Genomic DNA, 12,914 nt, shown 5'->3' with positions numbered 1-12,914 from the left:
AAAATCTATTTGATGATTTTGTTAGGGTGGTTTCCATAGTAAGCCATTATGACCCAAAAACGTTCAACTATAAAACCAGTCGTTTTACAAGGAGATCTGAACGAAGATTTTTTTGAAGCCTTTAAAAAGGATGACCGGTTAGCAGTCGATTGTGAGATGATGGGGCTCAATCCCAGAAGGGACAGGCTTTGTGTCGTTCAAATTTCCGATTCAAAAAATAAAGTCGCTTTAGTTCAAATCCTCCCTGGCCAAAAAGAAGCCCCTCATATCCAAAAATTATTCGAATCAAAAGACATTACCAAAATTTTCCATTTTGCTCGTATGGACATGACTTTCCTTCGTGCAAGGCTCGGTATCAAAGTACAAAATGTATTTTGTACCAAAATCGCAAGTAAATTGGCTCGCACTTATACCGATAAACACGGGTTAAAGGAACTGATCAGAGAGTTTTTTGAAGAAAACATCGACAAAAAAAACCAAAGTTCCGATTGGGGGAAAAAAATCCTCACTAAAGACCAAGTAGACTATGCTTCCACTGATGTCAGGTTTTTGATTTCCCTCGAATCTATTTTGACCGAAATGATGATCCGTGAAAACCGGTTTGCCATTGCAGAAAAATGTTTTGGTTTTTTAGAAACACAAGTGGAACTTGATTTACTCGAAGTGTACAATCTCTTTGAACACTGATGGCAAAAAAACAACTCCCACAATACCAATGTAAGGCTTGCGGAGATACATTTAGCAGGTGGGCAGGCAAATGTCCATCCTGTGGTGAATGGAACCAAATCGAGGAAATGACGAACACTTCCCAAGGAAGGTTTGATTCTCCCAATCTCACAAAACCAAGAGACAGAAAATACACAGAACCAAAGTCTATAGGTTCGATTGTAAGTGATGTCCACACAAGGACTCTCACTGGTTTTAGTGAACTTGATTTGGTGCTAGGTGGTGGGATTGTTCCAGGTAGTTTGGTTTTAGTTGGTGGTGAGCCGGGTGTGGGTAAGTCTACGCTAGTATTGGAGATTGCGAAAAACATTGCAAACCAAGGCACAGTTTTGTACATCTCGGGAGAAGAATCAGCATCACAAATTGGTCTTCGTGCCAAACGGATGGGAGTAGATTCTAAAAATATCCTTCTCTCATCGGAAGTGTATGCAGAGAACATTTCGCAGATGATTACGGATTTACAACCAAAAGTTGTTTTTATCGATTCCATCCAAACTATTTTAAAAGAAAGTCTTGTGAACCAAGCAGGAACCATTACACAACTCCGTGAGTCTTCCCAAGTTTTTTTAGAAACCGCCAAACGTACTTCAGTTCCCATTTTTCTCATTGGTCATATTACAAAAGAAGGCCAAATTGCGGGTCCAAAAGTTTTAGAACATTTGGTGGATACTGTCTTGTACTTTGAAGGTGACCGATTTAATTATTATCGAATTTTAAGGGCTGTCAAAAATCGATTTGGAGCAGTGGGGGACACTGCGATTTTTGAAATGGTGTTAGGTGGGCTCAAACAAGTCCTCGACCGTCACCGATTATTCATCTCACCTGAAACAGAAGAAAGGTCAGGAAGTGTTTTATCTTCTGTGATGGAAGGATCCCGAGCCATCAGTGTCGAAGTACAAGCACTTGTCACCAAATCAGCGTTTGGCCAAGCGAGGCGTATGGCAGAAGGGCTGGATAACCGCCGAGTGATTTTACTTTCTGCGGTAATTGAAAAGTATTTGGGACTTCCACTTTCAGAGTCAGATATCTTTAGTAATTTGGCAGGTGGGCTCAGTGTTGACGAACCAAGTTTAGACCTTGCGATCACAGCTTCGATTGTTTCTTCATTCCGAGACAAACCAATCTCACGAGAAACAGGTTATTTAGGGGAAGTAGGACTCTCAGGTGAAGTGAGAAGTGTTGGCCAAATCAGTTTGCGCATCAAAGAACTCGCTGGAATTGGGATCAGTCATATTTATATCCCTCATGGCAATTGGAAAGAAGTGGAAGGTATGTTTCCTTCCATCCAACTTTCTCCCATCAAACATTTGCAAGAACTAGGTTTATAAACCAATTCTATCTTTTGTCTATGAGACAATGGAAGATTTGTTTTCAGAAATTATCAGTTTAAGGGCAAACACTCACTTCTTGGATGCGTAAATCATCATTATAAATAGAGCCAGAACTTAAAGTAGGAGAGGCATACAATCCAAAATGTGCTTGTTCCAATACTCCACATCCCCCCGAAACATTTGCAGTTGATACTAAGGTTGTGTCCACCCATACCTTTGCCATTCCACCTTGTGGAGAAAAATCCAAACAAGTTGTTAGTTTTTTCCATTGCCTTCTTGGAAAACTTAGATTTGTGACTTGGTATGTATGCACATTTTGGTTATGCACTGGAACATGCATGAGGTATACATAATCACTCGCATCAATATTCACAAGAACCACCCTCCGCCATAAATCAGTAGGATCTGCCGAATACGTGGCAAAACTAAACCAATCTTGGTTACTCGTTAAATCCATATCTAAATAGACATACAATTCAATTAAAACTGGAGTTTTAAATCCACCTGACGCTAGTTTGTTTAGTTGGATCGTGGGGTAACCTCTATGGTTACAATTTTGCGGATAAAAACAAGTGGGTCCAAGTCCTGAAATGTTTGCTTTGTGTGAATAGGTTCCGGTTCTTTTTTGTTCCGTACTTTGTCCATGGGTTGCCACTGATTGGTAGGGAGAAGGAACACTATAAAAATTTGAGAACTCACTTGTGGATTCAAAACTAGTTTGGAAAATCCTTCCATTTTGCGTTTTATTCAATTGTTCGCTTGTGCAGATGATTGATGTGGAAGCTTGGTAGGCTAACGCTGTGCCAGCTAACAGATTTAAGGTCTCCTTATCATTTTGTTTTTGGCATTGGAAAAAACTGAGACCAAAAAGGATGCATAGTTTCACTACGTGTTGGAAACGATCAGTGTACGTAAAAGTTTTCATGTTCGTTCTCTCATTCGACATAGACGGATCGAATCCATCCATTCCAACAAACTTGGGGATTCCCTCCAGGCATTTCCCGTGAATGTGTCCTAAATCTGTCAAAAATGATAGTATAAGTACTTAATATGTCATAAAATAATAAAATGACCCAAATTTAACACAATTAACTTGACTTTTTTCCTACAACTGGAATACATCTGTAGATTGTTCAGAGGTGATTTATGAACTCTAAAAAGAAAAATCTTGTTTGCCTCCTCGCTCTTTTGTTGTTCACAACAGGGGTACATGCAGGCGCAAGAAAAACGGTATATCCAGTTGTGTTCGCACATGGATTGTCTGGCTTCGACAACTTACTCGGATACTACTACTTTGGTAACGACTACGGTACTTTCGTGGGTGATCCATGTGACGAGTTTTTGGAAACATCGTGTAACGGTAGCATAAGCTCAAGTCAAAAAGCGTTAGCAGCAAGTGTGGCTCCCTTCCAATCTTCGGAAGTTAGAGGTACACAACTAGCAGATCGCATTCAAAACTATATGACCTCCACGGGAGCAACCAAAGTGAATATCATTGGTCACTCACAAGGTGGAATAGATGCAAGAAAAGCAGCTGCTGTATTAAGAGCACGTTATGGAAGACAAGTTGTCCATGCTCTTATCTCCGTATCAAGTCCGCATAGAGGATCTCCTACTGCAAAGTACATTCTTGATTTAGGCCCAGGTGTGACATCAGTTATCGATGCACTTGCTAAATTATTCGGAAATACGATTTACGGTTCTGGAAATGATGGAGTTGCTGCAGCAAAACAATTGGTTTATAATGACTATTCCTCTACCGATGGGATCACCACTGGAATGAAAGCATTTAACACGAATTATAATGTGAATACAAGCAATGCAGCTTATTGGGGATCGATCATCACAGCACAAGATAGTCTCAACACAAACCCAGCGTTGTACCTTCTCAAAGAAGGATTTTACAACATTGATGGCGATGGATACTGTGTAGATGATTGTGATAATGATGGTGCAGCTGGAAAAGGTGATGGCACTCGTGGTAACAATGACGACGACGGACTTGTTGGGATCAATTCACAACAAATGGGTGATCGTTTGCAATACAACGAATGTGCACTTTGTTTCGACTCGATCACAGTGAATACAAGCCTCGGTTATGTAAGTAACTTAAATGCTCCAACTTCTGCACAAATGACTTCTAAGTCTTCTGTGGTGAGCCAAGACCATTTAGATGTGGTTGGTGTTCCACCAGATACATTTGATGAAGAAGAATTTTATGCTTCTATTTTAGAATTCATCGTCTCTAAAGGCGGTTAACAACCTCTTTGGCAGTAAGAACAAACTTACTGCCAATTTCCTTTTTGTCCCAACAAATCAAATTTCAAATTCCATTCCTTCATTTAGAGTATGTTTCAAAACAAAAAAATTTTATACACAGTCCTCACTTCTCTCATCCTTCTCTTTATCGGTATTTTGATTTTACGTCCAGGAAAGGACAAAAACCAAAAGGACTTTGAAAAAATCCTGAGTGAAGGAAAAGTCGCCGAATCCATCGAACTTCCCAATTTACCAGAAGACTATGCGGATCATAAACTCATGGAGTATTCGATTGAAGAAATCGCAAGGATCCTCCAAGAGAAGTATGGCAAAAATATCGATAACCCTGCCGCCCAAATTGCCATGATAGAAGAGTTGATGAAAGACCTTCCGAAATTGTATCCAAATGATTGGGTGAAAGTTCTCAATCAAATTTTGGGTTACGCTTTCCCTAACAAAGCATTGGAACTACTTCGTATGTCGGAGAGTCTTTATAATTACAATCGATTCAGGGAATCAAACATGAGTAAGGTGGGGCTCATGTCCGATGACGCACGCCGGGCTATGATGTGGAAGGAAAGGTATCGTCTCTTTGGGGACAAAGCCGATCAGATCTGGGCGATGGAAAAAAAGATGACGGTGATAGGAGACACACTCAAACGCATCAAAGAAAGCCCTGCAGGGAATTTGGATGCCAAACTCAGCAATTATGCACAAACCCTTAAAGAACAGTTTGGCAAAGAATACCCACGTCTCATGGAAAACAAACGCCAACAACTCACAGAAGGTTTTATGGTTTCTGTCCAAAAAGACCTAAAGGTGATGTCCTATGGCGAGAGAAAATCGGCTCTCCGCGAAATCCGCCAAACGATGGGAATGGACCAAGCCGCTCTTAACCGTTGGGACGCTCTAGAAGAAGAAAGGGAAAAAAACTGGCAAAACCAACAGAAGTATGCCGAAAAACGAAGTCAACTTTCTACTAAAAAAGGCGGAATGACGGCAGAAGATGAAAAACAGTTGGATGCACTTAGGAAACAACTCTTCGGGGAAGAGGCTGACATTATCAAAAATGAGGAAGCAAGTGGGTATTACCGCGCCTCAGACGAACGCACCTATGGTGTGAATTAGGACCTTTTAGGAACACTGTTCCGAAACATTTGCCATATTTGTGCCATAAAGTATTGACTTATGGCATTGGTATGGGTTAATTTAGCCAAAAACATAGAAAGTTCAGGTGAAATATGAAAAAGAAAATCGTAATCGGGTTTTTAGCAACCCTTCTCTCCTTCCCCACATCAGGTCTGTTTGCTGGTCCTTTGGATGGCCAATGCATCGCACTTGTTCACGGGATTTTAGGATTTGACGACACACAAGGACTCGCTGGTGGTCTCGTTAAGTATTGGGGAGGCCTTGATGGTTACCTCCGTAGCCAAGGTGCGAAAGTCACAACACCTGGAAGTTCTGCGACAAATTCCATTCCTGTTCGTGCAAGCCAAATCCAATCTGCTGTTTCGACTTGGATGACAGCAAACGGTTGTTCGAAGGTTCATTTGATGGGACACAGTCAAGGTGGACTTGTGATCCGTTATATGGTATCTAACCTTGGATTTGCTGGAAAAACACAAACTGTTACCACAATTAACTCCCTTCACCAAGGGGCACCGATGGCTGACATCGTTCTTGCAGCGATTCCAAGTTGGTTACAACCTTTTGCAAATTCTGCACTTGGTTTACTTGCAAAACTGGTGTACCGTGACGGTCGTCCTCAAGATGCGATCGCAATGGGAAAATCTCTTACTGTGAGTTATGTAAAAACATTCAACGCAAATTCACCTAACAATTCTGGAATTAAATACTATTCTTACGGAAGCCAAATGGCATGGGCAGACCTCATCCAACACCCAATCATGGCACTCACTCATCCAATCACTTGGGCAGGTGGATTGTTCTACGGTTTAGGTGGAGCAAATGACGGAGTGGTTCCATTGAATTCTCAAAAATGGGGAACTTGGAAAGGAACACCTTCTTCTTATTGGTTTGCAACTGGAATTGACCACCTGCAAGCAACTAACTTAGCATGGAGTGGACAAAACTACTATGATGTGCAAGGACATTACTTAAACATCGCTAAAAACGCAAAAGCTGGATTATAATTATATCCACTCAAAGGAAAGGCCGATGGTTCTACCGTCGGCTTTTTTATTGTACGCAAAATTCCAATCTTCTATTCTTCTTAAATTTTTAAATGTTCCCCAAAGGTTTTTTCGATACTACAAATGGATTTTAAAAAAATATTACTCGTTGTTATCCTCTTTCTCATTCTTTTTGTCGGTTTACTTTTTTTTCTAAAACAATCAGATGGTGGTGGGATTTCCAAAGAATCCATATCGCCAGAAGAACAAATGGCTTCTGACCGTATTTCCCCAATGGGAAATGGAGAAGGGTTTTGGGATGAGGCGATCTCTCCTTTTCGAGAAGATCGAACCAAACCTTATTTAGAGTTACTTGATGATCTTAAATCAGGTAAGATCAATTTTGTTTGGGAAGTGTGGGCCTTAAGACGCAAATGCAAACCTGATTTTACACCTGATCAGTGTAATGCGACGATTCTTGCCTATATTGATGCTGAATATGAATCCCCAGACAAAGAAAAAGTAAAAGACTTATTTGTTTCCTACTTCCGATATGAGGAAGAATACCGAAAGTGGGAACAACCTACGGACCTTCCATTTTTGGAGTTGTATGAAAAAATTAAATCCAAACGTAGAGAAGTGCTTTCTGATAAAGCAGACTTAATATTTGGGATGGAAGAATCACAAGTTAGCTTTTTGGAAGGTACAAATAATTTTATTAAACAATCGGCAAACCTTCCTGCTGATCTTCGTGTAAAACAATTTGAAGAATTTAAGAAAAAAACCTATGGAAACTATTATGATTCTTTAGTATCGAGAGAAGATAAGTTTGATCATTACCAGATGGAAATGTCTCTTCGTGATAAAGAGTTTTCCACACTTACGGATCCAAAAGAAAAAGAAAAATACCTATTTAAAATCGAATCCAAATACTTTGGAAAAGAAAAGGCAGAAAGTTTGGCGAATGAACGTAAAAAAGAAGCTAAATTTTCAGAATCAATTTCTTCCTACGAATCCAAAGAAAGAGAATTTTTAAGAGAAAATGCCAATCTTTCGCAAGCAGAGAAAGAGAAAAAACTGAAAGAACTTCGCATCCAAATGTTAGGTTCAGAAGAAGAAGCTGATGCCTATTCAAGGAGAAAAAATATAGAGGAAGCAGGGAAATAATCCCACTTCCTTTTATTACACCTTTGTAAATTTGCTTCAGAATTCCTAGTGAAGTATATCTCCAAAAATGAAGTTATTCTTCGTTTTTGGAAACTTTTGTGCTGTTAGGTGTTGGTTCCTTTTTGTATTTTTCATATGCATTCATGGTTTCTAAGTATTCATTCCCGGCATTCCAAACGATAAATCCATGTCCTGCAGAATCTCTTGCACCTTGCATCTGCACTTTGATGTAATCAATATAACTCAATTTACTTGGACCAACCATCATTTTGAATCCTTGGACCCAAGCAATGGCTTTTGTTCCTTGTTTGGCTCTTTTGACTGTTAGATCAAGTCCATCCTTGATGGTTCCATAAGGATCTGAAACTCGTTTGGTCAAACCATAAAAATGGGATGGGTATAACATTGGATATAGTCCATTCAGTTCCTCACTAAACGGTTCTACTTTTTGACCTATGACATCATTTTCAATGAAAGGAACCCTTCCAAAAATATCAGCAGACCACTTTGTATCACTAGGACAACTGTCTTTGGTTTTTTCTTTATGGTCTTTGATGATTCCTAAAATTGATTCGTATCGTTTTTCATAACTCATACTAAAGTTAGTGCCACCATCAGCATATCGAATGTAATCCAATTGAATTTCAGGGAATCCTAATTCACAAGCCTTACGAATTGATTTTTGGATGGAAGAAACAAGGTTTGCGTTAGGTGTTTTTTCTAGTAAACCACCTTCGAAGTTTACAACTCTTGCCACCATATAAATACCAAGTGCTTTTGCTTCAGCAACTTGTTCTGGTGAAGGTGGGTACGGTTGCATATCGACAACAGCGGTATTCATACCCGCATCTTTCATGACTTGGAAAAGTAAACTCCAACGTTTTTTATCCCGTATCGTTTTGGTATTAATATAGAGTCCTTCTATAAATTCAGGTGATTCCTGGATAGAACCCGATTTTTGTTGGCTTTTGGTGGAGGAGACCGACTGGCAGGAGACAAAAACAAATAAGAGTAGGAATGTGAATAATGGTTTCATGGTCTTTATGACAAGTTTTTCTCACATGAAAGAAATTTCAAATCGAATCGATTGACGAAATTCCCTTACTCTCCCAAAATTTGGGCATGATTGAAATCACAAATGACTTCCAGATCAAATCCTATGGTCGTTTCCCAGAAGTTTTATCAGAACAAACTCAATTTAAAGACCGAATGGTGGAAGTCTCAAAACTTTATAAATCGATGGGGGAGTCCTATCTCCAACATTTGGGTGATGATGCAAAAATCAGCGGAACTGAAAAAAAAGATTTAATTGAATATTTAGAAAACATTCTGATCGTACTTGTGATGTTGCGAAAACTTGATTTTGCACAATCTGATGAAGAAGTGTACATCCGAAAGGATAGAGGTTTGTTTGAATTACGATTACGTTTTGGTGAAGGTGGGATTTGGGAACTCACTGGAAACATCCGACCTGAATACAAAATGAAACAACGAGTGTTTAAGGATTGGTTTAACTCAGACTTCTCAAATGATATCAAAACATTTTATGCTGTTTATGGAAATGCAGGTTTGGACAAAACAATTTCACCTGACGAAAAAATTCAAATTACAAAACAAATTGATCGGATTATCGCTGAGATCATTGAGATGATTGTTTATATCGAAAGGTTTATGTTATTCCAATGAAAACGGGTATCTCATTCCATTCCTCATTTTTGGATCACAAAACTGGTCCAGGTCATCCAGAAACCCATGTACGTTTAGAATCAATTTTAGACAAAATTTCTGACTTACCTTCTCAATCTTTTGAATGGATAAAATCGTTTAAGGAAGCTCCTTTGTCATTGATTTCGATGATTCACGATCCAAATTACGTTCGTTTGGTGGGAAAAGTTTGTGAAGAAAAAGGATCTGGGTATTTAGATGGAGATACTGTTTTTTCGCCAAATTCGTTTCAGGCGGCAAGTTTTGCGGTAGGGGCAGGTGTGACTCTTGCACAAGACATTTTAGATGGTAAATTAAAAAACGGTATGGCTCTTGTTCGGCCTCCAGGCCATCATGCGGAAGTAGATCATGCGATGGGATTTTGTTTATTCAACAATATTGCAATCACTGCCAAATACCTTCAGACACAAGGGATCAAACGAATTTTGATATTGGATTGGGACGTGCATCATGGGAATGGCACCCAACACCAGTTTTACGAAGATGACTCTATATATTTTGTATCTCTCCACCAATACCCTTTTTACCCAGGGACTGGTTCCTCACAAGAACGAGGCAAAGGGAAAGGCACAGGTTTCACACTCAATTTGCCTATGGCAAGAGGTGCCGAAGAAAAAGAGTATTTAGACCAATTTCTAAAGGTGCATAAAGAGATGGAAACTTTCCAACCTGAGTTTGTATTGGTTTCAGCTGGGTTTGATGCACACACAAAAGACCCGTTAGCTGGTATGAATTTGAATACCTCTTCTTATGAAAAACTGACTGAAGAAGTGAAAAAAATTGCAAACACGTACTCTGCAGGCAAACTTTTATCGTTTTTGGAAGGTGGGTATGATTTCCATGCACTTTCGGAATCTGTAAAAGTGCATTTGGAGGCATTGGCAATTTAAACTTTTGGTGCCACACCAAATACTTCCTTCACCCAATGGATGAGGCGACGGGAGCTGATGATGGAAAAATGGTTTTGTTTTTTTAATTCCAATGTACGAAGTGCAGGATTTGGTTTTTTATCGAACACTTTGTCCGTTAAATAGGTTAGGCTTTTTTTCTCAACGATTCCATCACCTAAAAAATTCTGTAGTGGATTCTCAGGGCCCTCCATAAGAGCATATGCTTGGTACACATCCAAATCATCCAATTCGCCAAAATAAGTCTCTGCAAAGTATCCAGAAATTGTTTCCTTCCAACCTTTTTCCTCTTTTCGGATGAGACCAAATGATAAATCTTTGATGGCATCACTTCTCAAATTTCCGATCATTCCAATGATCTTTAAGGCAATGTTTGGACTCTTTTCAAATAAAAAACCCAACCAAAAACCAATTTTTTCTAAATATGAACCTTTGTTAGGTGCTGCAACGAGTGTGATTTTCCCAAGTCTTGTAATCCAAGGTTTGTTTTCTAATTTTGCATGGTACATACAGGATCGAAAAATCAAACAACCCAAGCTATAACAGATGATGTCTGGATGGATTTCTTTGTTTTCTTCAAAAAATACATCTAGTAAGTGCATGAGTTTTTTTCCATTTTCATGGATGGGTAGACCATGGTTGTATCTGAGATAAAAAGAGAAGTATCCGCATTCTGCAAGTTCCGTAGCAAGGCCTGGAGACGTAATTTTCCTGTCCTTGTATTCGACAGTTTGTTCTTGCCAAACCGTTTCGTCCGTAAAAAGCCCCGGTAAAAATAAGACAGATTTTGTTTTGCCTGAGTTTAGGTATTCTGTGATGGTTTCTTTTGCCGTGATGTCTTTTCCAAAAGTTCGAAAACTCATATCAATTTTTGTGAGTTTGAATTTTTGGTTATGAGAACTTCCTAATATACTTGAGACCATACGGTTATCAAACACCATATCATCACTTTTTTTTGCTGTGAGTTCTACTTTGAAGAGTGCTTTGTCAAAGGCTTGGTTTGTGAGTTCGATTGTTTTTTGGAACTCTTCATTGGATCGGATACCTTTGTCCTTCACTTGTACGCCGAGTTTTTGGAGGGCATCTCTCCATTCAGGTTTATAAAAAAAAGCATTGGAGAGTAAATCCAATCCATCGCCCGTAGAAGAGAGACTTCCTTTGACTAGGAATTGAACCCCTTTTAACAGGGAGTCTGTTGTTTTTTGGGTGAGGGATACGGTTTTGCCAGCAAGAGAATTGATAAGGATTTGGATCACGGTGGGAAATTGTAATGGAATTTTTGAAGAAAGCGAGAAGAAAATACCTGGTTGGATTTGTTTTTAAAACACGAATTTGTTTTGTTTTAGGATGATCCAAAGATTCATCCACAGGATTTGGTGGAAATGTTTGGGATTATTGTTCGACACAGAGTAAGTAATAAAAGGTATCGCAACTCCTTCCACTCCCCGATCGAAAAGCAGTGTAGTCGGTTGTATTAGATGCTCCGACCCTTCCGCCTTCACTTGCAGTGGCTGTGTTAGCATTACTTGTCCAGTCATTACAGCTATTGGAAGATTGGGCGGTTGCCTCCTGCCAATAATTCGATACAGCAAAACCAGTCCAAAAATACTTGGTTGTGCCAGAAGCAAAACTTTGGCTTAGCATATTGGCAGCGGGAGCATTTATGATTCCAGATGCATTCGCAGTAAAAAGAGACGCTGCATCACTTGCGCGTATGTAGATTCTACCAGATTGAAAGACCCAATCTATGTTCTCTCCTGCACCACCACCACAATTATCAGTGGAACATGCATTCCGATTCGTTCCATCTGTGAGCATAGCTTTGTATGTTCCAGTACCTGGTGTGTTCGCATCAGAATTACATTTGAGATCGGCACCTGCAGGTCCGTTTGCTGCGGCTCCTTGCAGATTTCCATCATAGGATGATGCAGTAATAAAAATGCGATAAACGGTTGGTGTGATGCGAATGGTTATATTTTCGGTATCTGTATTGGTTCCATCGGTGGCAGTGACTGTGTAAGTCGTTCCTGCTTGTGAGTCTGTAGGAGTTCCTGAAATCACACAAGTACTTGTGTTCAATGATAATCCATTTGGAAGGGCAGGGGCAACCGAACAATTTGTTATCGGGAATCCGAGGATTGGATTCAGTGTAGGTGCTGAATCGTCTTCCTTAAAAATAAATGAACTACCGGTATAAACGATATTTACATTTCTATGGTTAATGGTAATGGATCCAGAAACACCTGAATAATTTGTATCTACACTTGTTGCCGATACACTCAGTGAAGATGACTCCATGAGTTGTGTGTTAGATGTAAGTGTAATGGTTTGAATTGTACTATAATTGGCTGGAGTAAAGGTTAAGTTCCCAATTGCATTGAGTTTAGAATTTGTGAAAGCAAGGGTTACATTTGCAGTTGGTGGTGATACCAGTGAAAAACCAAATAATTGTGGGGTTCCATAATACAGAATCACACTAGCGCTTGTTACATTGATCTTGGAAGAAGTCCCAATCGTGAATGCCGTAGTTACGGTGGTAGTTGTCAAACCATTGACAAGAGATAAGAGATACTCGTCACGCCCTTTGACTGGATTACAGGAAAGGAATCCCAAGGCAACAAGGAAGGAAATCATTCGAACAATCTGTTTGTACATTTTCCTCCCTC

Annotated in this window: 12 protein-coding genes; 8 read left to right on the top strand and 4 right to left on the bottom strand. The window is 39.6% G+C overall.

The window, feature by feature from the left end; genetic code table 11:
• Nucleotides 1-48: 48 nt before the first annotated feature.
• Together ND855_RS12730 and radA are read left to right on the top strand one after the other, a co-directional pair.
• Complete coding sequence (locus ND855_RS12730) at nt 49-687, top strand: ribonuclease D (protein ID WP_100718397.1); 639 nt, start codon at nt 49-51, stop codon at nt 685-687.
• Nucleotides 687-2,054 (top strand): DNA repair protein RadA, encoded by a 1,368-nt coding sequence (gene radA / locus ND855_RS12725; RefSeq protein ID WP_265358634.1) that lies wholly within the window; start codon nt 687-689, stop codon nt 2,052-2,054. The genes ND855_RS12730 and radA overlap by 1 nt, the downstream gene beginning before the upstream one ends.
• 58 nt (nt 2,055-2,112) lie before the next feature.
• Here the strand turns inward: radA and ND855_RS12720 are convergent, their stop codons facing one another.
• A complete protein-coding gene (locus ND855_RS12720; protein WP_265358633.1) occupies nt 2,113-2,982 on the bottom strand; it encodes a polysaccharide lyase in 870 nt (289 codons plus the stop codon).
• A gap of 221 nt (nt 2,983-3,203) precedes the next feature.
• On the opposite strand from ND855_RS12720, the gene ND855_RS12715 reads away from it, so the two are divergent.
• From ND855_RS12715 to ND855_RS12700, 4 genes are all read left to right on the top strand, one after another.
• Nucleotides 3,204-4,316: a lipase family alpha/beta hydrolase gene (locus ND855_RS12715; protein ID WP_265358632.1), complete on the top strand. Its 1,113-nt coding sequence runs from the start codon at nt 3,204-3,206 to the stop codon at nt 4,314-4,316.
• A gap of 90 nt (nt 4,317-4,406) precedes the next feature.
• A complete protein-coding gene (locus ND855_RS12710; RefSeq protein WP_265358631.1) occupies nt 4,407-5,444 on the top strand; it encodes a hypothetical protein in 1,038 nt (345 codons plus the stop codon).
• A 113-nt stretch (nt 5,445-5,557) separates the two neighbouring features.
• On the top strand, nt 5,558-6,469 hold the full coding sequence (locus ND855_RS12705) for a lipase family alpha/beta hydrolase (RefSeq protein WP_265358630.1): 912 nt from the start codon (nt 5,558-5,560) through the stop codon (nt 6,467-6,469).
• 123 nt (nt 6,470-6,592) lie between these two features.
• The gene (locus ND855_RS12700) at nt 6,593-7,615 is read left to right on the top strand and encodes a lipase secretion chaperone (RefSeq protein WP_265358629.1); all 1,023 of its coding nucleotides are present in this window, start codon (nt 6,593-6,595) and stop codon (nt 7,613-7,615) included.
• A gap of 73 nt (nt 7,616-7,688) precedes the next feature.
• On the opposite strand, the gene ND855_RS12695 is transcribed toward ND855_RS12700, so the two are convergent.
• Nucleotides 7,689-8,651, bottom strand: coding sequence for a putative glycoside hydrolase (locus ND855_RS12695; protein WP_265358628.1), 963 nt, complete (start codon nt 8,649-8,651; stop codon nt 7,689-7,691).
• A gap of 86 nt (nt 8,652-8,737) precedes the next feature.
• On the opposite strand from ND855_RS12695, the gene ND855_RS12690 reads away from it, so the two are divergent.
• Nucleotides 8,738-9,301 (top strand): hypothetical protein, encoded by a 564-nt coding sequence (locus ND855_RS12690; protein WP_265358627.1) that lies wholly within the window; start codon nt 8,738-8,740, stop codon nt 9,299-9,301.
• The gene (locus tag ND855_RS12685) at nt 9,298-10,230 is read left to right on the top strand and encodes a histone deacetylase family protein (RefSeq protein ID WP_265358626.1); all 933 of its coding nucleotides are present in this window, start codon (nt 9,298-9,300) and stop codon (nt 10,228-10,230) included. The genes ND855_RS12690 and ND855_RS12685 overlap by 4 nt, the downstream gene beginning before the upstream one ends.
• On the opposite strand, the gene ND855_RS12680 is transcribed toward ND855_RS12685, so the two are convergent.
• A complete protein-coding gene (locus tag ND855_RS12680; protein WP_265358625.1) occupies nt 10,227-11,504 on the bottom strand; it encodes an esterase/lipase family protein in 1,278 nt (425 codons plus the stop codon). The genes ND855_RS12685 and ND855_RS12680 overlap by 4 nt on opposite strands.
• Nucleotides 11,505-11,640: 136 nt before the next feature.
• Complete coding sequence (locus ND855_RS12675; RefSeq protein WP_265358624.1) at nt 11,641-12,903, bottom strand: DUF1554 domain-containing protein; 1,263 nt, start codon at nt 12,901-12,903, stop codon at nt 11,641-11,643.
• Nucleotides 12,904-12,914: the final 11 nt, after the last annotated feature.

This window comes from Leptospira paudalimensis (genome assembly GCF_026151345.1).
Lineage (GTDB): Bacteria > Spirochaetota > Leptospiria > Leptospirales > Leptospiraceae > Leptospira_A > Leptospira_A paudalimensis.
This window is presented reverse-complemented; position numbering and strand designations above follow the sequence as displayed.